The sequence below is a fragment of the Enterobacter sp. A8 genome (assembly GCF_004296595.1).
Taxonomy (GTDB): domain Bacteria; phylum Pseudomonadota; class Gammaproteobacteria; order Enterobacterales; family Enterobacteriaceae; genus Enterobacter; species Enterobacter cloacae.
In genome coordinates, this window is sequence record NZ_SCMF01000001.1 from 1436057 (window position 1) to 1459957 (window position 23901).

Consider the following 23901-nt stretch of genomic DNA (forward strand, 5'->3'; position numbering starts at 1 on the left):
AGGCCCCCAGAAGGGGCCTGATTTTCAACGAATTCGAATAAAATTCACTTTACGATCAACGCAACACCATCAGCAGCGCCAGCACGACAACCGCACCGATGCTCATGGACGCCACATACCAGCGCAGGTAACCGTTCTCGCTGTACAGCAGGCCTTTACCTGCAAAGCGGGAGAGGATCGCCGGGATATTCATCAGGCTGTTCAGTGGGTCGCGCTTCAGCAGCCACGCAATGCCCAGGAACGGCTTAACGAAGATCATGTCGTACAGCCAGTCGAAGCCCCACGCGTTGTACCACCAGGTGCCCAGCAGGCGGCCTGGCGCACTGTTGGCAACGGCTGTCACCAGCGTGCGTTTGCCCAGCCACAGCCATGCAGCAATCAGGATACCCGCGATAGCGACCACACCAGAGGTGATTTCAAGCGTCAGAACGCGGCCGTGCTCAAGCTCGGTGGTGTCTGGCAGTACACCCTGCAGCGGCGGCACAATCATCGCGCCAACGAAGGTGGACAGGACCAGCAGCACAATCAGCGGCAGGTGGTGAGTAATCCCCTTCCCTGCATGAGCGTGAATTTGTTCTTTACCGTGGAATACGATGAAAATCATACGGAAGGTATACAGGGAGGTCATGAACGCACCGACCAGACCCGCAACCATCAGATTGATATGACCATTCGCCATGGCACCGGCAAGGATTTCGTCCTTACTGAAGAAGCCCGCGGTAATCAGCGGCAGTGCCGCCAGCGCCGCGCCGCCCACCAGGAAGCAGACATACACCAGCGGGATGGACTTACGCAGTCCGCCCATCTTGAAGATGTTCTGCTCGTGATGGCAGGCCAGGATCACGGAACCGGATGAGAGGAACAGCAGCGCTTTAAAGAACGCGTGCGTCATCAGGTGGAAAATCGCCGCGTCCCACGCCTGAACGCCCAGCGCCAGGAACATGTAGCCAATCTGGCTCATGGTGGAATAAGCAAGAACGCGTTTGATGTCGGTCTGCACCAGCGCGGCAAAGCCTGCCAGCACCAGCGTGACCGCACCGACGATACCCACCAGATGCAGAATTTCCGGGGTCATCAGGAACAGGCCATGGGTACGCGCAATCAGGTACACACCGGCGGTAACCATGGTCGCGGCGTGGATCAGCGCAGAGACAGGGGTTGGACCCGCCATCGCGTCGGCCAGCCATGTCTGCAACGGCAGCTGTGCAGATTTACCCACAGCACCACCCAGCAGCATCAGCGTTGCCCACCACAGCATGTTGTTGCCTGCGGCGAAGTGTGCCGGCGCCAGTTCCACCATTTCGCGGAAGTTCAGCGTGCCCAGTTCGTTATAGAGAATGAACAGCGCGAACGCGAGGAAGACGTCACCCACACGGGTCACGACGAACGCTTTCATGGCCGCTGCGCCATTCTTCGGATCGGTGTAATAGAACCCGATCAGCAGGTACGAACAGAGACCCACGCCTTCCCAGCCCAGATACATCAGCAGCAGGTTATCGGCCAGCACCAGAACCACCATGCTGGCGATAAACAGGTTGGTGTAGGCGAAGAAGCGGGAGTAGCCCTCTTCACCGCGCATGTACCAGGAGGCGAACATATGGATCAGGAAGCCCACGCCGGTCACCACGGAGAGCATGGTCAGCGAGAGACCATCCAGCACCAGGTTAAAACCGATGTTGAAATCACCGACCGACATCCAGGTCCACAGCGGCACGCTGAAGGCCTGACGCCCGTTGTTGAAGAAATCGATACCCGCATACGCTGTTACCAGCGCAGCCAGACCGACAGATCCCATGCCGACGGTCGCAGACAGATTCTCAGACCAGCGGCCGCGAGAAAACGCCAGCAGCACGAAGCCAATCAGCGGAAAAATAATGGTTAAGGCAAGCATGTTCATCCACGCAACTCACTTACTGAATCGATGTTCAGGTTCTGGCGGCGACGATGGAGCTGCAGCAACAGCGCCAGGCCAATACTCGCTTCGGCAGCCGCGAGGCTGATGGCGAGAATGTACATCACCTGACCATCGGTCTGGCCCCAGTAGCTTCCGGCGACCACGAAGGCCAGCGCGGAGGCGTTAATCATGATTTCCAGACCGATCAGCATAAACAGCAGATTGCGGCGGATAACCAGACCGGTTAAGCCCAGAACGAATAAAATCGCAGCGAGGATCAGTCCATGTGTTAAGGGGATCATGCGCGTTCCTCCGTTTTTCTTTTCGCGCGGTCGTCAGTGCGGTTGCTCAGCACCTCACCAGCACGCTCTTCGCGGCCAACGTGGAAGGCAACAACCAGACCCGCCAGCAGCAGCATAGAGGCCAGTTCAACCGCCAGAACGTATGGGCCAAACAGCGTGATACCCACTTCTTTCGCGCCGATTGGCGTACCGTCGATGCCCTGGTCGTTCACGCCGAGAATGGCATAAACAATCACCACCAGCATGATGGCCGACAAAATTGCCGGGCCAATCCACACCTGCGGTTTTAACCACTGACGTTCCTGCTCAATTTCAGAGCCGCCCAGGTTCAGCATCATCACCACGAAGACGAACAGCACCATGATGGCACCGGCGTAAACGATGATTTCCAGCGCACCGGCAAAGTGCGCGCCGAGCGCAAAGAACACCCCGGAAATAGCCAGCAGCGAAATGATTAAGTACAGAAGCGCATGCACCGGATTGGTGTGCGTAATCACTCGTAGCGTAGCCAGGATGGCGATAAGGCCACAGATATAAAAAGCGAATTCCATTGCCCTCTCCTTACGGTAACAGGCTCTTGACGTCGATAGGCTTGGCTTCGTTCTCTGCTTCGCCCTTATCTTTGCCGTCGATTGCCATACCCGCCATCCGGTAGAAGTTATATTCCGGGTATTTGCCCGGACCGGAAATCAGCAGATCCTCTTTCTCGTACACCAGGTCCTGACGCTTGTACTCACCCAGTTCGAAGTCCGGGGTGAGCTGAATCGCCGTGGTTGGGCACGCTTCTTCACACAGACCACAGAAGATGCAGCGTGAGAAGTTGATGCGGAAGAACTCAGGGTACCAGCGGCCGTCTACCGTCTCTGCTTTCTGCAGAGAGATACAGCCTACCGGACACGCTACCGCACACAGGTTACAGGCAACGCAGCGCTCGGAGCCGTCCGGGTCGCGCGTCAGCACGATACGGCCACGGTAGCGCGGCGGCAGATATACCGGCTCTTCCGGGTACATCCGGGTTTCGCGTTTGGCAAACGCGTGCAGGCCGATCATCCAGATACTGCGTACCTGGGTACCAAAGCCTACCAGTAATTCTTTTAAGGTCATGGTCTATAGCCCCTTATGGCTGCTGCCAGAGAATGACAGCCGCCGTTACCAACAAGTTGACGAGCGTCAGCGGCAGGCACACTTTCCAGCCGAAGGACATTACCTGGTCATAACGCGGACGCGGTAACGCTGCGCGAATCAAAATGAACATCATCATGAAGAACGCGGTTTTCAGCGCGAACCAGATGAACGGCGGTAAGAACGGGCCATGCCAGCCACCAAAGAACAGCGTTACCATCAATGCGGAAATGGTGACGATACCGATGTACTCGCCCACGAAGAACAGACCGAATTTCATACCGGAATATTCAATGTGGTAACCGTCGGCCAGTTCCTGTTCGGCTTCTGGCTGGTCAAACGGGTGACGGTGACACACCGCCACGCCCGCGATAGCAAAGGTAACAAAACCAAAGAACTGCGGGATAACGTTCCAGATGTCGGCCTGGTTGTTAACGATGTCGGTCATGTTGAATGAACCGGCCTGCGCCACCACGCCCATCAGGGAGAGCCCCAGGAACACTTCGTAGCTCAGCGTCTGCGCGGAAGCACGCATCGCACCCAGCAGCGAGTATTTGTTGTTACTGGACCAGCCTGCGAACAGTACCGCGTAAACCGCGAGCCCTGCCATCATCAGGAAGAACAGAATGCCGATGTTCAGGTCAGCCACCACCCAGGTCGGGCTGACAGGAACGATAGCAAACGCCAGCAGCAGCGAGGTGAAGGCGATCATCGGTGCCAGCGTAAAGATCACGCGATCCGAGAAGCGTGGGATCCAGTCCTCTTTGAAGAACATCTTGATCATGTCCGCAACCAGCTGGAGTGATCCCCCCCAGCCAACGCGGTTTGGTCCATAACGGTTCTGGAACAGACCAAGCAGACGACGTTCACCAAAGCTCATGAACGCACCACAGGTGACCACCACCAGCAGAATGACAATCGCTTTCAGAATGCTCAGCAGGATGTCGATAAGATCCGGCGTTAACCAACTCATGCTTTTGCCTCCTGCAGGTTATCAAGACGCGCACCCGCCAGTACCGGCGCGATGCCAGGCATACCCATCGGCAGACCGACCTGCCCTGCTGTCAGGCTTTCAGAAATAATCAGCGGCAGGCTGATGGTCTGGCCCTCGTAGCTAAAGGCAATGTTCGCACCCGCGTTCACGCCAAGCTTCGCGGCGTCTGCCGGGTTGAGCTTGATGTACGGCTGCGGCATACGCTGCTGGAATACCGGTGAACGCTGGGACAGCTCGTCGCTACCAAACAGATGGTAGTACGGCGCAATACGCCAGCTACCGTCCTGCGCCTGGAAGCTCGCCGGAACGGTGGTGAAGAAGTCCAGACCGGTTTCGGAGGCTTCAATCAGACGCACGCCCGGATCGCCGTGACGCAGTGAACCGCCCACTTCCGCCTGGAACTTGTTCCACGCCTGCGGGGAGTTCCAGCCCGGCGCCCATGCGAATGGGATCTGTGAACGCGGCGCAGACGGCTGGTTGTTCCCTTCCATGGAGAAGGCGAACATGGTGTCTTTATCCTGCGGCTGACGCGGTTCGTGCACGCTGATATTGGCACGCATCGCGGTACGGCCACTGTAACGGTGCGGTTCACGCGCCAGTTTCTGGCCGCGAATACGGAAGCTCGCTTCAGGCGCGGCATCTTTAATGCCCGCCAGCTGAGGCAGTTTTTCGACTACCGCATCGATAACGTGGTCGAGCTGCGTCCAGTCCACTTCACGGCTCTGCACGGTGCTGTGCAGGGAGTGCAGCCAGCGCCAGCTTTCCAGCATCACGGTGTTGCTGTCGTAGTACGCCGGGTCATAAACCTGGAAGAAACGCTGTGCGCGGCCTTCGTTGTTGATAACCGTACCGTCGCTTTCTGCGAAGCTTGCCGCAGAGAGCACCAGGTGCGCTTTATCCATAATCGCGGTGCGCTGATGGTCGATTACCATCACCAGCGGTGCTTTAGAGAGCGCAGCGTCAACGCGCGCGGCAGAGGCATGGCGATGCAGGTCATTTTCCAGCACCACAACGGCGTCAGCAGCACCGGACTCCAGTTCGCTTAACGCTTCTTCCAGCGAGCCGCCGCCAATCATACCCAGACCGATGCTGTTCACCGCACGGGCAATCATGGTGACACCAACGTCCGCACCGCGGCCTTTCAGGGCTTTGGCAACGTTCGCTGCAGCCTGAATGATCTCGGCGCTACCGGCGTTAGTCCCGGAGATAATCAGTGGTTTCTTCGCCCCCGCCAGCGCCTGAACAATCACGTCGACTTTGCTTTGCAGGTCACGATCCAGTTCAACGGCCGGAGAATTGTTGTCCAGCGCATGAGCAATGGCAAAGCCAAGACGCGCCTGATCTTCAACCGGCGCGCAGTAGGTCCACGCGGCGATATCGTCCAGACGGGTGTTGTCGACGTTCGTCACAAACAGAGGATGCTTCGCGCGCTGGCCGATGTTGAGGATTGCCGCAATCTGCCAGTCAGCCACTTTCTGCGCCGCTGCCATTTCACGTGCTTTACCCTTCACCGCCTGGCGAACCGCCAGAGCCGCGCGAGCGCCGGTCTGCGTCAGATCTTCGCCCAGCACCAGAACCGCATCATACGATTCGATTTCGCGCAGCGCAGGGGTATGAATACCGCCTTCGCGCAGCACTTTCAGTACCAGCTGCAGACGTTCCTGCTCGCCCTGAGCGATACCGGTGTAGAAGTTTTCCGCCCCCACCAGCTCACGCAGCGCGAAGTTGCTTTCGATGCTGGCACGCGGGGAGCCGATACCGATCACTTTCTTCGACTGGCGCAGAATATCTGCCGCACCCTGCATCGCCTGTTCAGCGTTCAGGGTGATAAAGTCGTCGCCACGGCGCTGAACCGGCTGACGCGGACGGTCTTTCAGGTTCACATAGCCATAGCCGAAACGACCGCGGTCGCACAGGAAGTAATGGTTTACGGTACCGTTGTAACGGTTTTCGATACGACGCAGTTCGCCGTAGCGCTCACCCGGGCTGGTGTTACAGCCCAGCGAACACTGCTGGCAGATGCTTGGTGCAAACTGCATGTCCCACTTACGGTTGTAACGCTCGGAGTGAGTTTTATCGGTAAATACGCCGGTCGGACAGATTTCTACCAGGTTACCGGAGAATTCGCTCTCAAGCGTACCGTCTTCCGGACGACCGAAGTAGACGTTGTCATGTGCGCCATACACACCCAGATCCTGACCGTCTGCGTAATCTTTGTAGTAACGCACGCAGCGGTAGCAGGCGATGCAGCGGTTCATTTCGTGAGAGATGAACGGCCCCAGATCCTGGTTACGGTGAGTACGTTTAGTAAAGCGATAGCGACGGAAGCTGTGACCGGTCATTACGGTCATATCCTGAAGGTGGCAGTTGCCGCCCTCTTCACAGACCGGGCAGTCGTGCGGGTGGTTGGTCATCAACCATTCCACAACGCTTTCACGGAACTGTTTTGCTTCTTCGTCATCAATCGAAATAAAGGTGCCTTCGGTGGCTGGCGTCATACAGGACATCACCAGGCGACCACGCGTGTCTTCCGCGTTTTGATATTGCTTCACCGCACACTGGCGGCAAGCACCGACGCTGCCCAGCGCCGGATGCCAGCAAAAGTACGGAATATCGAGGCCAAGAGACAGACAAGCTTCCAGCAGGTTGTCCGCCCCGTTGACTTCGTATTCTTTGCCGTCTACATGAATCGTAGCCATTAGCATGCTTCCAGTTGTCTCGAATTGCTTCGAGCGTTAATCAAAATTCTGTTTTTACCAGCGTGCTTTCAGCAGGTTCGGCTGAATACCATTGATTGAATGGGTATTGCTGAACGGCTGCTTGATGCCTGCTTCGAATTCGTCGCGGAAATATTTAATCGCGCTCTGCAGTGGCTCGACGGCACCCGGTGCGTGGGCACAGAAGGTTTTGCCCGGCCCTAAGAATCGACACAGTTGCTCAAGTGTCTCGATATCACCAGGCTGGCCTTCGCCGCGTTCGATAGCACGCAGGATCTTCACGCTCCACGGCAGACCGTCACGGCACGGTGTACACCAGCCGCAGGACTCACGGGCGAAGAACTCTTCCAGGTTACGCACCAGCGAGACCATGCCGATCTCGTGGTCGACGGCCATTGCCAGCGCCGTACCCAGACGGCTGCCTGCTTTACCAATGCTTTCGAATTCCATCGGCAGGTCAAGGTGGGCTTCGGTCAGGAAGTCTGTCCCTGCCCCACCCGGCTGCCAGGCTTTGAATTTCAGGCCATCGCGCATGCCACCGGCGTAGTCTTCAAGAATTTCGCGGGCGGTAGTACCGAACGGCAGTTCCCAGACGCCAGGGTTTTTCACGCGGCCGGAGAAGCCCATCAGCTTGGTACCGGCATCTTTGCTTGAGGAGATGCCCTGATACCACTCCACGCCGTTGGCGAGGATAGCCGGAACGTTACACAGGGTTTCGACGTTGTTCACACAGGTCGGTTTACCCCACACGCCGGAGCTTGCCGGGAACGGCGGCTTGGAACGCGGGTTCGCACGGCGGCCTTCCAGGGAGTTAATTAGCGCGGTCTCTTCACCGCAGATATAACGCCCTGCACCGGTGTGCACGAACAGCTCGAAGTCAAACCCGGTGCCGAGAATGTTTTTGCCAAGCAGGCCCGCTTCGGTCGCTTCGGCAATCGCGCGACGCAGGTTTTCCGCCGCTTCGATGTACTCACCGCGCAGGAAGATGTAACCACGGTACGCTTTCAGCGCGAACGCGGAGATCAACATGCCTTCCACCAGCAGGTGCGGCAGTTGCTCCATTAGCAGACGGTCTTTATAGGTACCCGGCTCCATTTCATCCGCGTTACACAGCAGGTAACGGATGTTCATGGATTCATCTTTTGGCATCAGGCTCCACTTCAGACCGGTGGAGAAGCCCGCGCCGCCGCGGCCTTTCAGACCCGACTCTTTCACCGCATTAACGATGTCGTCTGGCGCCATGCCGCCCAGGGCTTTACGCGCCCCGGCATAGCCGTTTTTGCTTTGGTATTCGTCGAGCCATACCGGCTGTTTGTCATCGCGCAGACGCCAGGTCAGCGGATGCGTCTCAGCAGTACGAATTACAGTTTTCATTTGTACTGCTCCAGCAGGTCAGGAATGGCTTCCGGCGTCAGATGGCTGTGAGTATCCTCATCAATCATCATGGTCGGCCCCTTGTCGCAGTTACCCAGGCAGCAGGTTGGCAGCAGAGTAAAGCGACCATCGAACGTGGTCTGGCCCGGCTTGATATTGAGTTTTTTCTCAATCGCAGCCTGAATGCCCTGATAACCGGTAATGTGGCAAACAACGCTGTCACAGTAGCGGATCACATGGCGGCCCACCGGCTGACGGAAGATCTGGCTGTAGAACGTGGCTACGCCTTCTACGTCACTGGCCGGGATACCCAGCACTTCTGCGATCGCATAGATCGCCCCATCCGGCACCCAACCACGCTGTTTCTGTACGATTTTCAGCGCTTCAATGGACGCCGCACGCGGGTCTTCGTAGTGGTGCATCTCGTGCTCAATGGCGGCACGCTCTGCTTCACTCAGCTCAAAAGCCTCGGTTTGTGGTTGTTGATTCTCGTGCATAATTAGCGGTCCACATCTGACATAACAAAATCGATACTACCCAGATACACAATCAGGTCGGAGACCAGACTGCCGCGGATGGCGGACGGGATCTGCTGCAGGTGCGCAAAGCTCGGCGTACGCACGCGGGTACGGTAGCTCATGGTGCTGCCGTCACTGGTCAGGTAGTAACTGTTAATACCCTTGGTCGCTTCGATCATCTGGAAGGATTCTTGTGCCGGCATGACCGGGCCCCAGGAAACCTGCAGGAAGTGGGTGATCAGGGTTTCGATATGCTGCAGCGTGCGCTCTTTCGGTGGCGGCGTCGTCAGCGGGTGATCCGCCTTGAACGGACCTTCCGGCATGTTGTTGAGGCACTGCTCAAGGATGCGCAGACTCTGGCGCAGCTCTTCTACTTTCAGCATCACGCGGGTATAGCAGTCGGAAACACCGCCGCCAACCGGGACTTCAAAGTCGAAGTTCTCATAGCCAGAGTAAGGACGCGCTTTACGCACGTCGAAATCAATACCGGTCGCACGCAGGCCAGCACCGGTGGTCCCCCACTCCAGCGCCTCTTTCGCGCCGTAGGCAGCAACGCCCTGGGAACGGCCTTTCAGGATGGAGTTACGCAGCGCGGCTTTCTCATACGAGGCCAGACGTTTCGGCATCCAGTCGAGGAATTCACGCAGCAGACGGTCCCAGCCTCGCGGCAGATCGTGTGCCACACCGCCGATACGGAACCAGGCCGGGTGCATACGGAAACCGGTAATCGCTTCCACCAGATCGTAAATTTTCTGACGGTCGGTAAAGGCGAAGAAGACCGGGGTCATCGCGCCAACGTCCTGAATGAACGTGGAGATGTACAGCAGATGGCTATTAATACGGAACAGTTCTGACAGCATAACGCGAATCACGTTAACGCGATCCGGCACAGTGATGCCTGCCAGTTTCTCAACGGCCAGCACATAAGGCATTTCGTTTACGCAGCCGCCGAGGTACTCGATACGGTCGGTATACGGAATGTAACTGTGCCAGGACTGACGCTCGCCCATTTTCTCAGCACCACGGTGGTGGTAACCGATATCCGGAACGCAGTCGACAATCTCTTCGCCATCAAGCTGAAGAATAATACGGAATGCACCGTGCGCAGACGGGTGGTTTGGACCGAGGTTGAGGAACATGAAGTCCTCGTTTTCGGTACCGCGCTTCATGCCCCAGTCTTCCGGCTTGAAGGTCAGCGCTTCCATCTCCAGATCCTGCTTGGCTTTGGTCAGCTCAAACGGATCGAATTCAGTCGCACGTGCCGGGTAGTCTTTACGCAGCGGGTGGCCGGTCCAGGTCTGCGGCATCATGATGCGCGTCAGATGCGGGTGGCCGTCGAAGGTCATACCGAACATTTCCCAGGTTTCACGCTCGTACCAGTTGGCGTTCGGGAAAAGTTTTGTGAGCGTCGGCAGATGCATGTCGTTTTCAGACAATGCCACCTTGAGCATGATATCCGTATTGCGGTCTATTGAGATCAGGTGGTAGAAAACGGAAAAATCCGCAGCAGGGAGACCCTGGCGGTGCGTGCGCAGACGTTCATCCATGCCGTGTAAGTCAAACAGCATGACGTAAGGTTTTGGCAATTTCTTGAGGAAATCGACAACTTCCAGCAATTGTTCACGCTTCACCCAAACAACGGGTACCCCGGTGCGGGTCGCCTGAACAGTAAAGGCATCCGGCCCAAAACGGTTGCGCAGTTCGCCAATGACGGGGTCATCCAGATGATCCCGGGTCTGCCAGGCGGCTTCTTGCGCGGTTAAGTCGGTCATATTGTTCACCATTGCAAATGGTCCGTGGTGACTGTTAAGCCTGGCTTCGCGCTATTTGAGTAGTGATATGCGAAGGTGTTCTCCAGGCCCACAGGCGCAAATTAAATTTCGTCAGGCGTACGCAGGTTGGTGACGGCAATACGTTCACCACGTTTACGCTCGCGCTCAGACTGCATGTTCGCGCGATAGACACCCTGATCGCCAACAACCCACGACAGCGGGCGGCGTTCTTTACCGATAGACTCCTGCAGCAGCATCAGCGCTTGCATGTAAGCTTCCGGACGTGGCGGGCAACCCGGGATGTATACATCCACTGGAATAAACTTATCTACGCCCTGCACAACGGAATAAATGTCGTACATACCGCCAGAGTTTGCACATGCGCCCATGGAGATAACCCATTTTGGCTCCAGCATCTGGTCATAAAGACGCTGAATAACCGGTGCCATCTTGGTAAAGCACGTACCGGCCACCACCATCAGGTCAGCCTGACGTGGGGATGCACGCAGTACCTCTGCCCCAAAACGCGCAACGTCATGCACCGCAGTGAATGACGTCACCATTTCAACGTAGCAGCAGGAAAGGCCAAAGTTGTATGGCCAGATGGAGTTCTTACGACCCCAGTTGACCATATCGTGCATGGCATGTTCGAGCTTGCCCATGTACACGCTTTTATTGACTTCTTGCTCCAGGGGGTCGGTTACGATCTCCTGTTTTTGCAGGGGGTAACGGTCATTCTCACCGTTAGGATCTATGCGGGTGAGCGTATAATCCATCTTATTGCCTCGCTGTTACTGCTGACGATTAGAGATACTGTTTTCCGGGTTGATGTGTTCACGACGTGAACGCGCAGGCGTCCAGTCAAGCGCGCCAATACGCACCAGATAAACCAGACCGGCCAGTAGCACTAAAATGAAAATTGCGGCCTCGACAAAGCCTACCCAACCACTTTCGCGGATGGAGGTCGACCATGCGAAAAGGTAAAGCGCTTCCACGTCAAAGATGACGAAGAACATGGCTACCAGATAGAACTTGGCAGACAGGCGTAAGCGAGCGGAACCTACTGAATCAATACCTGATTCGAAAGGGGTGTTTTTGTGCCTTGCGCGGGCGCGACCGCCCAGGAACCAGCCGCCGACTAACATCAGGCAGCACAGGCCAATGGCTACAATAAGAAAGATTGCGAATGCCCAGTGATGAGCGATGACTTCTGTGGATGTTGACATACTCATTGCTTACTCATCAAAAGTGATACCAACGACACTGCTCTTGCTGGCAGATGGGCATCACATCGATTCATGGGGAGGAACAAATAACCTTACACTAACTGTCAGAAATGAGACGTAGACAGCAAAATGATGGGGTTTTTTACTCCTTTCTATAACCTATTGTCAACTTTAACAAAGGTTTCTTCACATTAAATTACATCGAGCGATTCTCATTAACATTTGGTGCCCTTTAACCCTGGTGGTTACCTGACTTTTCGTCAAATGCATGTTGTTGAATCGTGTCCGTTTTGGAAGTAAAAAAAATAACCCTCCTATTTTGACAGGATTTGCCAACGATTCCTCCCCCTAAATGGGAGTATTTTCTTGATCTGAGACACGCTTTTGTTAATTCAACCAATAAAACGGCAACATCTTTCCTGTTTTATTAACATGCCGGGCGCGGGAAGGAAGTGAGAAAAGAATTTGTTCAGACTTTAATCAACTGTATTTTACTTATTGATAATTAAGAACTCTTTTCATTTCACTCTCATTAGCGGAGAGAATTTGTGCAAAAAAAAGCCACTCCATGCGAAAATCGCGCGAGTGGCATTTTTTTACACTTACATTTTGTTACCAGAATTTTGAGCTCTCGATCACTCAAAGTCACCTTCAACGATCAGGGAGTCATCCCCCCCTTCGTGGGTAACATGCTCGAACTGCCACGGGTTATGGTAGTTCTCCATTGCTTCGAACACCACTTTCGCCAGCTCGTTGTTACTGGACGTGTTGTGGCACAGCAGATACTCCGTATCCGGCAGCGGAGGGAGCCCATCGGATTTTCCCAGCACCCGCAGATCCGGGCTCATCATCTCCACCGGACGCGCCGTTACGCCAAGGCCGGCTTTGACCGCTGCGCGAACGGCAGGCAATGTGGAGGCCACATACGCCAGTCGCCACGGAATGTTGGCCTCGTTGAGCGCCGCCAGCACCATATCGCGGAATGGGCTCGGATCGTCCAGTAAGACCAGAGGAACCGGCTCGCCTTGCTGAAGCACATATTCCGCCGCGCAATACCAGTGCGTAGGAGACGTTCGCAGCGTCAGGCAATTAAATTGGCCGGGACGATGCGTAGTGACCACGAGGTCAACCTCGTTCTCTTTTAACATCTCAATCATAAAAGCATTACGCTTCACGCTAACATCCAGCGCAAGCTTCGGATAAACCGAACTGATTCGATTAAGAAGGAACGGCAATATAGTATCCGCTGACTCATCAGATGCACCTAACGTTAGCACACCCTGAAGGTTGCTAAACATTAATGACATACATGCTTCGTCATTAAAGCGAAGTATTTTCCTGGCATAACCCAGTAGCTGAATACCGTGTTCCGTTAAGAGCTTATTACGGCCATGACGGGCAAAAAGCTCTTTACCAACCAGTTGTTCCAGACGCTGCATTTGCTGACTGACGGCGGACTGGGTTCGGCAAACTGCGGCAGCAGCTGCTGCAAAAGTGTTGAGGTCTGCGACCGCAACAAACGTTCTCAGCAGATCGAGGTCGAGATTCATTATCGGACGATTTGCATTTATCATATCTATTCACTTTCAGGTTGCTCGTGCGGAGCTGCCCGGGTTGAAGCTGTGTGTAACAGTTAAGCAATTCCTTCTGGAGTTTTCCCTCGCATCCCGGCCCGGCAGACTGCCTGACAGATAGTTATTGTGCTGCTTTAGTGTATATATCAACAGTCAGAAAGCACGTTTCATGACGTTATTTTAATTCTCTTAAACGTTCAGGATATTTAGATGATCGCAGGTTAATGTAAATTACATTAAAGGTATGACACCTTTTCTGCCATCTTTATCGCAGCGCTGTCAACGTTGCAGGTTGTGCTTTGCACACGCCAGCCAGAGATAACTCCAACAATAACAATCAATTAATTCAGAAAATCAGGGCAAGATATACAAATCACATACGTCTTTCCTCTGCTTTCCTTAAAGACATCTTAACTCAAATCCACTTTATTTATAAGTCTTATCGCAATATTCAGGATTTAAGGTTGTTGTTAGGCTTCTAAACTAATTTTATTAAAATTAACTAAAGTTGCATTTTGTAGGTTAATAATAAATAAATTTTAATTTAGATTAAGGCCAATCATTAATAACACTTAACATTAATTTCACATGAGCAACTTTTAACCAAAGCCTGCTATTACAGCGTGATCTATTGAAGCACTCAGATTTTACGAAAAGTCACTCAGGTAAACTTCCGTCTTAACCCTGGCCGCTATTTTATTTTTAATAGCACAATATGCAACAAAGATTAAAATTAACAGCACAATTAACCTAATAAAACGCTTTCATGCATAACTTTAGACCAGAAAATTTCAACGCAGGCAGCGAAAGAGATTCAGCAGAATTTTTTCTATTGCACAAAATCTTCTTCTGTTTACCCTTCAAAACGAAGCGAGGGGGGAGTACATTGTTCCGTGCTGACTTCCACGGCAGGGAGCGGCAATAATAGCGAAAAGGTTAAAGGTTCATGTCCCCTATCGAAAAATCCAGCAAGCTAGATAACGTCTGTTACGACATCCGTGGCCCGGTTCTCAAAGAGGCAAAACGCCTGGAAGAAGAAGGCAATAAGGTTCTGAAACTCAACATTGGTAACCCTGCGCCGTTTGGTTTTGAAGCGCCGGATGAAATCCTGGTTGATGTGATCCGCAACCTGCCTACTGCACAAGGCTATTGTGATTCAAAAGGACTCTACTCCGCACGCAAAGCCATTATGCAGCACTACCAGGCACGCGGTATGCGTGACGTTACCGTTGAGGATATTTATATCGGCAACGGCGTCTCTGAGCTGATCGTGCAGGCCATGCAGGCATTGCTGAACAGCGGCGACGAAATGCTGGTACCCGCCCCGGATTACCCGCTGTGGACGGCGGCCGTATCACTCTCCAGCGGTAAGGCGGTGCACTATCTCTGCGACGAATCCTCTGACTGGTTCCCGGACCTCGATGATATTCGTGCAAAAATCACCCCGCGTACGCGCGGCATCGTGATTATTAACCCGAACAACCCGACGGGTGCCGTCTACTCTAAAGCGCTGCTGATGGAGATCGTGGAGATCGCCCGTCAGCATAACCTGATCATCTTCGCTGATGAAATTTACGACAAGATCCTGTATGACGCCGCGCAGCACCACTCTATCGCCGCGCTGGCGCCAGACCTGCTGACCGTCACCTTTAACGGCCTGTCTAAAACTTACCGTGTGGCCGGTTTCCGCCAGGGCTGGATGGTCCTGAACGGCCCGAAAAAACATGCGAAAGGTTACATTGAAGGGCTGGAGATGCTGGCTTCCATGCGTTTGTGTGCCAACGTTCCGGCCCAGCACGCGATCCAGACGGCGCTGGGCGGTTATCAGAGCATCAGCGAGTTCATCGTGCCCGGCGGCCGCCTGTACGAACAGCGTAACCGCGCCTGGGAGCTGATCAACGACATCCCTGGCGTCTCATGCGTGAAGCCTAACGGTGCGCTTTACATGTTCCCGAAAATCGACGCGAAGCGCTTCAACATTCACGATGACCAAAAAATGGTGCTTGATTTCCTGCTGCAGGAAAAAGTGCTGCTGGTTCAGGGCACGGCCTTTAACTGGCCATGGCCGGATCACGTTCGTATCGTGACGTTGCCGCGCGAAGACGACCTCGAAATGGCCATCAGCCGCTTCGGGCGATTCCTCTCCGGCTACCACCAGTAATACAATCATTCTGCCGGGTGGCGCTGCGCTAACCCGGCCTTCAAAATCCGCAAATTTGCATCTTCCCTCCCCTCCCCGCACAATGAAGTCTGTCGCAGTGAAGACAAAAGGTAACCTATGAGTCAGAGTCATTTTTTTGCCCACCTCTCCCGCCTGAAACTCATCAACCGCTGGCCTTTGATGCGCAATGTGCGCACCGAAAATGTCTCAGAACATAGTCTGCAGGTTGCGATGGTCGCGCATGCCCTTGCGGCCATTAAAAACCGCAAATTCAACGGTCAGGTCAATGCGGAACGTATCGCGCTGCTGGCGATGTATCACGATGCGTCCGAAGTGCTGACCGGGGATCTCCCCACGCCGGTGAAATACTTCAATTCGCAGATTGCACAGGAATATAAGGCCATTGAGAAGATTGCCCAGCAGAAGCTGATTGAGATGGTCCCGGAAGAGCTACGTGACGTCTTTGAGCCGCTGATTGACGAACATCAGTATACGGAAGAGGAAAAGTCACTGGTGAAGCAGGCGGACGCGCTGTGTGCCTATCTGAAATGTCTGGAAGAGTTGTCCGCGGGGAATAACGAGTTTTTACTGGCCAAAACGCGTCTGGAGAAGACGCTGGAATCCCGCCGCAGCGAAGAGATGGATTATTTTATGCAGGTGTTTGTGCCGAGCTTCCATTTATCGCTGGATGAGATCAGCCAGGATTCTCCGTTGTAATTTTTCGCCGGGTGGCGGCTTCGCCTTACCCGGCCAACGTTTCTGCGCTCACGCTAAAACGGGAATAACACCGGAATCAGCACCACACATACCAGCATCACCAGTATGGTGAACGGTACGCCAATCTTCACGAAATCGCTAAAGCGGTAATTCCCCGGCCCCAGTACCAGCGTGTTAACCGGCGAAGAGACCGGCGTCATAAACGCCGCAGAGGCCGCCATCGCCACCATCATTGCAAAGGGGTACGGCGACACACCCATCGATTTCGCCATCGCCAGTGCAATGGGCGCCATCAGCACCGCCGTGGCGGTATTGGAAATGAACAGCCCTATCGTGGCGCACATCACGAACAGGCACACCATCATCATATACGGACCGTATCCCCCGCCGATGTCCATGAGCCCTTTAACCACTAAATCCACCCCACCAGTTTTTTGCAGGGCAAGGGCGAATGGCATCATCCCGACAATCAAAATGATGCTTGGCCAGTGAATTGCTTTATAGGCGCTCTCGGCATCAATACAGCGAAACTTGCCCATTAACAGGCAGGCAATAATCGCCGCCACCGGGTTCGGGATCTCGTCGGTGAGCATTAGTGCCACCATCAGCACCAGACAAAAAATGGCGTGAGGCGCCTGGCTGTGGGCCGGAGAGGCATCGCTCTCCTCAACGGGCATGTTGAGTACCACAAAATCGCGGCCTTTTTGGCCGAGCTGGCTGATAAGCTTCCAGTTACCCACCACGAGAAAAATATCGCCCAGCAGGATGGGCTCATCCACCACGGCCCCTTCCATCGCCACGCCATCACGCTTCAGGCCGACGACATTAAGGCCGTAGCGGGTACGGAACCCCATTTCACGCACGGTTTTGCCCAACAATTCCGATTCCGGGATCAGCGACACTTCCGCCATCCCCACATCCAGCGCCTGGTCGGAGAAATACTCTCCGCGTAGCACCATCGGCTCCAGCAGTTGCTCACTGCAAAACTCACGCAGATCGACCTCTGCGGTGGACATATCGATCAGCAGAACGTCACGCGCCCGGAATTCGGAGACCCCGTTCACGTTGACGATGACCCGGCGAAAGCGACGCCAGCGCTCCACGCCGATCACGTTCGCGCCATACCGTTCGCGCAGTTTCAGGTCATCCAGGCGCTGGCCGACCATTGGCGAACCGGGACGAATAGACAGACGGCGGGCGCGGCCGGCCAGACGGTACTCTTTGATCAAATCGCGGAAGGTGCGTCGTTTCCAGCCATCTTTAGTTTTATCCTGCTTCTCGCCTTTCAGGGCGAAGCGAGTCAGCAGCATATACACCACACCCATCAACAAAATGACCAGCCCAAGCGGGGTGACGCTGAAGAAGCTAAAGCCCTCCAGCCCTTCACGTATCAGCTCGCTGTTGACCACCAGGTTTGGCGGCGTGGCCACCAGGGTCATCATACCGCTGATGAGCCCGGCAAAGCTCAGGGGCATCATCAGGCGCGACGGTGAGGTTTGCATGCGCATGGAGACGCTCAACACCACCGGGATAAAGATGGCAACGACGCCCGTCGAGCTCATAAAGGCTCCCAGCCCGGCGACCGTTAGCATGAGGTAGATCAGCATTTTGGTTTCGCTGTTGCCAGCCACCCTCACCAGCCATGCCCCCACAAGGGTTGCCACGCCGGTGCGCACCAGCCCGTCGCCGATAATAAACAGCGCGGCAATCAGAATGACGTTAGGATCGCTAAACCCCGAGAAGGCTTCCGGCAGCGTGAGCGTACCGCTCAGCGCAAACGCAACGATAACAAACAAAGCGACGGCATCCATGCGCACTTTGCCTGTAGCAAACAGAATGATGGCGATTAAAAGCAGGCTGAGCACCCAGATCAGTTCACCGTTCACAACATGTCCTTGTCAGAGAGAGATGCGAAATTGTGCCATAAAAAAGCCCCAGCAGCGTGGGGCTAAATCATGGGATTACACTTTTAGCGAGACGGTTACAATACCGTCTGGCGCCTTAGCGATATCAAGCGCGGTCAGCGTATTGAGCACAAAGTCCGCCTCGTCCAGACGGGGAGAATCGGCCGGAACGTTGACGGCAATAACGTGGCTGCCGGCGTTCAATCCGGCCAGCACGCCCGCTGCCGCATCTTCCACCACCACGCACTCCGCCGGGGGGATGCCCAGCAGTTCTGCACCCAGCAAAAAGGCATCAGGTTCCGGTTTGCCGCGTTTTACGCGCTCAGCGGTAATGAACACGTCCGGCGTGGGTAAACCCGCCGCCTTATGACGAGCGTGAGCCACGGGAACCGAGCCGGAGGTGACAATGGCCCACGGAATTTCCGCTTCATTCAAATGCTCAAGCAGTTCACGAGCACCGGGTAACGCAGTAATGCCGTCCGTATCGGTGGCTTCAATGTGTTCCAGATATTTAAACTCTGCCTGAATTTCGTCCTCAGAGCGTCCCGCCAGAAAATGGCGGAGCGAGGTTATGGCCTGTTTGCCGTGGATAAAATTCAGCACGTCCTGATGGTCGATGCCATGTCTGTCCGCCCAATGGCACCATGAACGCTCTACAACCGGTAGCGAATCCACCAGCGTACCGTCCAGATCAAACAGAAAACCTCTACACTGCACACGCACCTCCGTCAGGCATTAATGATTTGTTGAATTTCGTTGCTGCTTAAGTGGTACTGGCGCGGGCAGGCGTGCCATGCGCTCAGCATGCGCTGGTATTTTTCCCACATAGGGGTCTGCGCGTTAAAGCCGTGGGTGCCCGCATCAAAGTGCGTATAACGCCCTTCTGTATTCACCATAAAGCGGACATAGCTCAGATAGCGCGCTTCCGTTGCGGCATCAAAGCCTAAGAAAGTGACGCGGCGCTCGTCAATGGACTGCTGATCTTTCAGGTTGGTCCAGGACACGTGAAGCGCGTGGTACATCTCCATAATGTCGATCACGATGCGGCAGGTTTCTTCTTTCAGCTCGCCAAACTCGCGGTCCAGTTCACGCATCTGCAAACCAAAACCGCGTTCGACGATGGTCTGCAGGCGGCTGTAGCGCTCAGCGTTATCGGGATCAAGCATAGTCATCATTTTGTACTGGTTGGACAAAATCAGACGTTGAGCATGGGTCATTTCCATCTTTCGACTCCTGTAGCGCATGGCACTTGAAAAAAAAGACACGGTAACGGTGTGTTACTGTGCCTTCTTTTATTAGTCGTTTCGATGATCAATCACAAATCATCGAGGAATGTTTTATCAAGTTGCTTAAAAGCTCGCTTAAGCGTGTCAGCCAGCGCCTGATAATCGGGCTTGCCTTCAACCGGAGCGAGCGCCTGACCGGCTTCTTCCAGTTTCCCGCGAACGTCATAAAACCAGTGTAAAATAGAAGGCGGCAGAGGTGTGATTGAACGCTTACCTAACCACCACAGCCCCTGCATCGGCAGGCTTAACGCAAAAAGCGCCGTCGCCACGGCAGGGCCGAGCTGTCCGCCCAGCGCAATTTGCCAGCAGAGGGTAAAAATAGCGACAGGAGGCATGAAGCGAATCGCGTAGCGCGTGGCGCGGATTGTGCGATTCTCAATGAACATGGGTGCAAGGCGTTTTTCCATCGGCCACGTCTTCGCGTAATGCTGTCCCCGACGAAACAGACTAAAAAAATTCACGGACGGGATCTCAGGTGTCGACATGGCATACCTCAACTTCACATATAAAAATTAAAATTTTCGTGCAAAACCACAACAAGCTATGACAACGTTCAAAATATTTTGTCATCACTACCCCGTATCGGGTATCCTGTGCCAGCCTGATAGGGCCGTAGACGAGAATCGTTAACTCGTCAAATTATCGCATATTATGCCATTGTCTGAAAAATGTTCAAAATGGCTTAAAATCATAGGTATTTCTTCCATCCTGCCAGAATGTTCGTTTGGCATGATGTTAATCATAAATGTCTGGGTCAGCATGCGTTACGCTTTTAGACTCTTTGACGTTTTTTTAGCCACGTATCAATTATAGGTACTTCCATGTCGAGTAAGTTAGTACTGGTTCTGAACTGCGGTAGCTCCTCACTGAAATTCGCCATCATCGATGCGCTCAACGGTGACGAGTACCTCTCTGGTTTGGCCGAATGTTTCCATCTGCCTGAAGCACGTATCAAGTGGAAGATGGACGGCAGCAAACAAGAAGCGGCTTTAGGTGCAGGCGCCGCTCACAGTGAAGCGCTGAACTTTATCGTTAACACTATTCTGGCACAAAAACCAGAACTGTCTGCTCAGCTGACTGCGATTGGTCACCGTATCGTCCATGGTGGCGAGAAATACACCAGTTCCGTCGTGATTGACGACTCTGTTATCCAGGGCATCAAAGACTCTGCATCTTTTGCACCGCTGCACAACCCGGCGCACCTGATCGGTATCGCTGAAGCGCTGAAATCCTTCCCGAATCTGAAAGACAAAAACGTGGCCGTGTTTGACACCGCGTTCCATCAGACCATGCCGGAAGAGTCTTACCTCTATGCCCTGCCATACAGCCTCTACAAAGAGCACGGTGTTCGTCGCTATGGCGCGCACGGCACCAGCCACTTCTATGTGACTCAGGAAGCGGCAAAAGTGCTGAACAAACCGGTTGAAGAAGTGAACATCATCACCTGCCACCTGGGCAACGGTGGTTCCGTTTCTGCAATCCGCAACGGTAAATGTGTTGATACCTCCATGGGTCTGACCCCGCTGGAAGGTCTGGTGATGGGTACGCGTTCCGGTGACATCGACCCGGCGATCATCTTCCACCTGCACGACACCCTGGGCATGAGCGTTGACCAGATCAACAAAATGCTGACCAAAGAGTCTGGCCTGCTGGGTCTGACCGAAGTCACCAGCGACTGCCGTTACGTTGAAGACAACTACGCAGAGAAAGAAGATGCTAAACGTGCAATGGACGTTTACTGCCACCGTCTGGCGAAATACATCGGCTCTTACACTGCGCTGATGGATGGCCGTCTTGACGCTGTTGTCTTCACCGGTGGTATCGGTGAGAACGCGGCAATGGTTCGCGAACTGTCCCTGGGCAAACTGGGCGTTCTGGGCTTTGAGGTTGATCACGAGCGTAACCTGGCTGCCCGCTTCGGCAAGTCTGGCTTCATCAACAAAGAAGGCACCCGCCCTGCTCTCGTTATCCCAACAAACGAAGAGCTGGTCATCGCGCAAGACGCGCACCGTCTGACTGCTTGATTCCACACCGCCAGCTCTGCTGGCGGTGCTGTTTTGTCACCCGCCACAATCAGGCGGTAACGAAAGAGGATAAACCGTGTCCCGTACTATTATGCTGATCCCTACCGGAACCAGCGTCGGCCTGACCAGCGTCAGCCTTGGCGTGATCCGTGCTATGGAACGCAAAGGCGTTCGTCTGAGCGTCTTTAAGCCAATCGCCCAGCCACGTGCCGGTGGCGATGCGCCAGACCAGACCACCACCATCGTTCGTAAGAACTCCAATCTGCCAGCGGCCGAACCGCTGAAGATGAACCACGTTGAATCTCTGCTCTCCAGCAACCAGAAAGACGTGCTGATGGAAGAGATCATCGCCAACTACCACGCCAATACAAAAGACGCGGAAGTGGTGCTGGTTGAAGGCCTGGTTCCGACCCGCAAACACCAGTTTGCCCAGTCGCTGAACTTCGAAATTGCGAAAACCCTGAACGCCGAGATCGTCTTTGTGATGTCTCAGGGCACTGATACCCCAGAGCAGCTGAAAGAGCGTATCGAACTGACCCGCAGCAGCTTCGGTGGTACTAAAAACACCAACATCACGGGCGTTATCGTCAACAAACTGAATGCGCCGGTGGATGAGCAGGGCCGTACGCGTCCTGACCTGTCCGAGATCTTCGACGACTCTTCCAAAGCGAAAGTCATTAAAGTTGACCCGGCTAAACTGCAGGAATCCAGCCCGCTGCCGGTTCTGGGCGCGGTGCCGTGGAGCTTCGATCTGATTGCCACTCGTGCCATCGATATGGCGCGTCACCTGAACGCCACCGTGATCAACGAAGGCGACATCAATACCCGCCGCGTGAAATCCGTGACCTTCTGCGCCCGCAGCATTCCGCACATGCTGGAGCACTTCCGTGCAGGATCCCTGCTGGTGACCTCCGCAGACCGTCCAGACGTGCTGGTTGCTGCCTGCCTGGCCGCGATGAATGGCGTAGAAATCGGTGCTATCCTGCTGACCGGTGCTTACGAGATGGATCCACGCGTCAGCAAGCTGTGCGAACGCGCGTTCGCGACTGGCCTGCCGGTATTCATGGTTAATACCAACACCTGGCAGACCTCCCTGAGCCTGCAGAGCTTCAACCTGGAAGTGCCGGTTGATGACCACGAGCGTATCGAGAAAGTTCAGGAATACGTTGCAAGCTACATCAACGCAGACTGGATCGAATCGCTGACCGCAACCTCCGAGCGCAGCCGTCGTCTGTCTCCTCCGGCCTTCCGTTACCAGCTGACCGAGCTGGCGCGTAAAGCGGGCAAACGTGTTGTTCTGCCAGAAGGCGACGAACCACGTACCGTGAAAGCGGCCGCAATCTGTGCAGAGCGCGGCATCGCGACCTGTGTGCTGCTGGGTAACCCGGATGAGATTAACCGCGTTGCGGCATCCCAGGGTGTTGAGCTGGGTGCTGGCATCGAAATCGTTGATCCAGAAGTGGTTCGCGAAAGCTACGTTGCCCGTCTGGTCGAACTGCGTAAGAACAAAGGCATGACCGAAGCCGTTGCGCGTGAGCAGCTGGAAGACAACGTGGTGCTGGGTACGCTGATGCTGGAGCAGGACGAAGTTGACGGCCTGGTATCCGGTGCGGTTCACACTACCGCGAACACCATCCGCCCACCGCTGCAGCTGATCAAAACGGCTCCAGGCAGCTCTCTGGTTTCCTCCGTATTCTTCATGCTGCTGCCTGAACAGGTTTACGTTTACGGCGACTGTGCGATCAACCCGGATCCAACCGCAGAGCAGCTGGCTGAAATCGCAATCCAGTCCGCGGACTCCGCGATTGCCTTCGGTATCGAACCACGCGTCGCGATGCTTTCCTACTCTACCGGCACTTCTGGTGCAGGTAGCGACGTAGAGAAAGTGCGTGAAGCGACCCGTATTGCACAGGAAAAACGCCCTGATCTGATGATCGACGGCCCGCTGCAGTACGATGCCGCAGTTATGGCTGACGTTGCGAGATCCAAAGCGCCAAACTCCCCGGTTGCAGGTCGCGCTACCGTGTTCATCTTCCCGGATCTGAACACCGGTAACACCACCTACAAAGCGGTACAGCGTTCAGCAGACCTGATCTCCATCGGGCCAATGCTGCAGGGTATGCGCAAACCTGTGAACGACCTGTCCCGTGGCGCGCTGGTAGACGATATCGTCTACACCATCGCGCTGACGGCGATCCAGTCTTCTCAGCAGCAGTAAATAAGGTCTTGCCGGATGGCGCTTCGCTTTTCCGGCCTACAGGACCGTAGGCCCGGTAAGCGCTAGCGCCACCGGGCAACAAAAAGGCGACCCCACGG

Annotated in this window: 20 protein-coding genes; 4 read left to right on the forward strand and 16 right to left on the reverse strand. The window is 54.7% G+C overall.

Features of this window, described 5'->3' with window-relative positions; all coding sequences use genetic code 11:
- Positions 1-55 precede the first annotated feature (55 nt).
- The 12 genes from nuoL to lrhA form a co-directional block, all read right to left on the reverse strand.
- On the reverse strand, positions 56-1897 hold the full coding sequence (nuoL, locus tag EQV24_RS06720) for an NADH-quinone oxidoreductase subunit L (protein WP_014832758.1): 1842 nt from the start codon (positions 1895-1897) through the stop codon (positions 56-58).
- On the reverse strand, positions 1894-2196 hold the full coding sequence (nuoK, locus tag EQV24_RS06725; protein WP_003861496.1) for an NADH-quinone oxidoreductase subunit NuoK: 303 nt from the start codon (positions 2194-2196) through the stop codon (positions 1894-1896). Before nuoK ends, nuoL begins: the two co-directional genes overlap by 4 nt.
- Complete coding sequence (nuoJ, locus tag EQV24_RS06730; RefSeq protein ID WP_008500212.1) at positions 2193-2747, reverse strand: NADH-quinone oxidoreductase subunit J; 555 nt, start codon at positions 2745-2747, stop codon at positions 2193-2195. The genes nuoK and nuoJ overlap by 4 nt, the downstream gene beginning before the upstream one ends.
- A 10-nt stretch (positions 2748-2757) precedes the next feature.
- Positions 2758-3300, reverse strand: coding sequence for an NADH-quinone oxidoreductase subunit NuoI (gene nuoI, locus EQV24_RS06735; protein WP_003861491.1), 543 nt, complete (start codon positions 3298-3300; stop codon positions 2758-2760).
- A gap of 13 nt (positions 3301-3313) precedes the next feature.
- On the reverse strand, positions 3314-4291 hold the full coding sequence (gene nuoH / locus EQV24_RS06740) for an NADH-quinone oxidoreductase subunit NuoH (RefSeq protein WP_013098104.1): 978 nt from the start codon (positions 4289-4291) through the stop codon (positions 3314-3316).
- Positions 4288-7011 (reverse strand): NADH-quinone oxidoreductase subunit NuoG, encoded by a 2724-nt coding sequence (nuoG, locus tag EQV24_RS06745; protein ID WP_023621514.1) that lies wholly within the window; start codon positions 7009-7011, stop codon positions 4288-4290. Before nuoG ends, nuoH begins: the two co-directional genes overlap by 4 nt.
- 54 nt (positions 7012-7065) lie before the next feature.
- On the reverse strand, positions 7066-8403 hold the full coding sequence (nuoF, locus tag EQV24_RS06750; protein WP_003861487.1) for an NADH-quinone oxidoreductase subunit NuoF: 1338 nt from the start codon (positions 8401-8403) through the stop codon (positions 7066-7068).
- The gene (gene nuoE / locus EQV24_RS06755) at positions 8400-8900 is read right to left on the reverse strand and encodes an NADH-quinone oxidoreductase subunit NuoE (RefSeq protein WP_003861486.1); all 501 of its coding nucleotides are present in this window, start codon (positions 8898-8900) and stop codon (positions 8400-8402) included. Before nuoE ends, nuoF begins: the two co-directional genes overlap by 4 nt.
- A gap of 2 nt (positions 8901-8902) precedes the next feature.
- Positions 8903-10705, reverse strand: a complete 1803-nt coding sequence (gene nuoC / locus EQV24_RS06760) for an NADH-quinone oxidoreductase subunit C/D (RefSeq protein ID WP_013098106.1) — start codon at positions 10703-10705, stop codon at positions 8903-8905.
- 89 nt (positions 10706-10794) lie between these two features.
- Positions 10795-11469 carry an NADH-quinone oxidoreductase subunit NuoB gene (nuoB, locus tag EQV24_RS06765; RefSeq protein WP_003861482.1) on the reverse strand — a complete coding sequence of 225 codons (675 nt, stop codon included), beginning with the start codon at positions 11467-11469 and terminating at the stop codon, positions 10795-10797.
- Positions 11470-11484: 15 nt separating this feature from the next.
- Positions 11485-11925 carry an NADH-quinone oxidoreductase subunit NuoA gene (nuoA, locus tag EQV24_RS06770; protein WP_014171000.1) on the reverse strand — a complete coding sequence of 147 codons (441 nt, stop codon included), beginning with the start codon at positions 11923-11925 and terminating at the stop codon, positions 11485-11487.
- 629 nt (positions 11926-12554) lie between these two features.
- Entirely contained in the window at positions 12555-13493 is a 939-nt protein-coding gene (lrhA, locus tag EQV24_RS06775; protein WP_029881734.1) for a transcriptional regulator LrhA, read from the reverse strand.
- 946 nt (positions 13494-14439) lie between these two features.
- Between lrhA and alaA the strand changes: the two genes are divergently transcribed.
- Complete coding sequence (gene alaA / locus EQV24_RS06780) at positions 14440-15654, forward strand: alanine transaminase AlaA (RefSeq protein WP_013098109.1); 1215 nt, start codon at positions 14440-14442, stop codon at positions 15652-15654.
- 117 nt (positions 15655-15771) lie between these two features.
- A complete protein-coding gene (gene yfbR / locus EQV24_RS06785; RefSeq protein ID WP_013098110.1) occupies positions 15772-16371 on the forward strand; it encodes a 5'-deoxynucleotidase in 600 nt (199 codons plus the stop codon).
- Between the two features lie 53 nt (positions 16372-16424).
- Here yfbR and EQV24_RS06790 read toward each other — a convergent pair whose 3' ends face one another.
- The 4 genes from EQV24_RS06790 to yfbV all read right to left on the reverse strand — a co-directional run bounded on the left by EQV24_RS06790 (position 16425) and on the right by yfbV (position 20046).
- Positions 16425-18257 (reverse strand): SLC13 family permease, encoded by a 1833-nt coding sequence (locus EQV24_RS06790; RefSeq protein ID WP_130626356.1) that lies wholly within the window; start codon positions 18255-18257, stop codon positions 16425-16427.
- 75 nt (positions 18258-18332) lie between these two features.
- Positions 18333-18992 (reverse strand): sugar phosphatase, encoded by a 660-nt coding sequence (locus EQV24_RS06795; RefSeq protein ID WP_038420266.1) that lies wholly within the window; start codon positions 18990-18992, stop codon positions 18333-18335.
- 11 nt (positions 18993-19003) lie between these two features.
- The gene (locus EQV24_RS06800; protein ID WP_013098113.1) at positions 19004-19498 is read right to left on the reverse strand and encodes a YfbU family protein; all 495 of its coding nucleotides are present in this window, start codon (positions 19496-19498) and stop codon (positions 19004-19006) included.
- 92 nt (positions 19499-19590) lie between these two features.
- Entirely contained in the window at positions 19591-20046 is a 456-nt protein-coding gene (gene yfbV / locus EQV24_RS06805; RefSeq protein ID WP_020690637.1) for a terminus macrodomain insulation protein YfbV, read from the reverse strand.
- Positions 20047-20382: 336 nt separating this feature from the next.
- Between yfbV and ackA the strand changes: the two genes are divergently transcribed.
- Together ackA and pta are read left to right on the forward strand one after the other, a co-directional pair.
- Complete coding sequence (ackA, locus tag EQV24_RS06810; RefSeq protein ID WP_013098115.1) at positions 20383-21585, forward strand: acetate kinase; 1203 nt, start codon at positions 20383-20385, stop codon at positions 21583-21585.
- A gap of 76 nt (positions 21586-21661) precedes the next feature.
- Positions 21662-23803 (forward strand): phosphate acetyltransferase, encoded by a 2142-nt coding sequence (gene pta / locus EQV24_RS06815; protein ID WP_114518874.1) that lies wholly within the window; start codon positions 21662-21664, stop codon positions 23801-23803.
- Positions 23804-23901 lie beyond the last annotated feature (98 nt).

Excerpts from the sequence above, each read along its gene's own strand:
- nuoL (WP_014832758.1), bottom strand. The coding sequence starts at position 1,897 with ATGAACATGCTTGCCTTAACCATTATTTTTCCGCTGATTGGCTTCGTG.
- nuoK (WP_003861496.1), bottom strand. The coding sequence starts at position 2,196 with ATGATCCCCTTAACACATGGACTGATCCTCGCTGCGATTTTATTCGTT.
- nuoJ (WP_008500212.1), bottom strand. The coding sequence starts at position 2,747 with ATGGAATTCGCTTTTTATATCTGTGGCCTTATCGCCATCCTGGCTACG.
- nuoI (WP_003861491.1), bottom strand. The coding sequence starts at position 3,300 with ATGACCTTAAAAGAATTACTGGTAGGCTTTGGTACCCAGGTACGCAGT.
- nuoH (WP_013098104.1), bottom strand. The coding sequence starts at position 4,291 with ATGAGTTGGTTAACGCCGGATCTTATCGACATCCTGCTGAGCATTCTG.
- nuoG (WP_023621514.1), bottom strand. The coding sequence starts at position 7,011 with ATGGCTACGATTCATGTAGACGGCAAAGAATACGAAGTCAACGGGGCG.
- nuoF (WP_003861487.1), bottom strand. The coding sequence starts at position 8,403 with ATGAAAACTGTAATTCGTACTGCTGAGACGCATCCGCTGACCTGGCGT.
- nuoE (WP_003861486.1), bottom strand. The coding sequence starts at position 8,900 with ATGCACGAGAATCAACAACCACAAACCGAGGCTTTTGAGCTGAGTGAA.
- nuoC (WP_013098106.1), bottom strand. The coding sequence starts at position 10,705 with ATGGTGAACAATATGACCGACTTAACCGCGCAAGAAGCCGCCTGGCAG.
- nuoB (WP_003861482.1), bottom strand. The coding sequence starts at position 11,469 with ATGGATTATACGCTCACCCGCATAGATCCTAACGGTGAGAATGACCGT.
- nuoA (WP_014171000.1), bottom strand. The coding sequence starts at position 11,925 with ATGAGTATGTCAACATCCACAGAAGTCATCGCTCATCACTGGGCATTC.
- lrhA (WP_029881734.1), bottom strand. The coding sequence starts at position 13,493 with ATGATAAATGCAAATCGTCCGATAATGAATCTCGACCTCGATCTGCTG.
- alaA (WP_013098109.1), top strand. The coding sequence starts at position 14,440 with ATGTCCCCTATCGAAAAATCCAGCAAGCTAGATAACGTCTGTTACGAC.
- yfbR (WP_013098110.1), top strand. The coding sequence starts at position 15,772 with ATGAGTCAGAGTCATTTTTTTGCCCACCTCTCCCGCCTGAAACTCATC.
- EQV24_RS06800 (WP_013098113.1), bottom strand. The coding sequence starts at position 19,498 with ATGGAAATGACCCATGCTCAACGTCTGATTTTGTCCAACCAGTACAAA.
- yfbV (WP_020690637.1), bottom strand. The coding sequence starts at position 20,046 with ATGTCGACACCTGAGATCCCGTCCGTGAATTTTTTTAGTCTGTTTCGT.
- ackA (WP_013098115.1), top strand. The coding sequence starts at position 20,383 with ATGTCGAGTAAGTTAGTACTGGTTCTGAACTGCGGTAGCTCCTCACTG.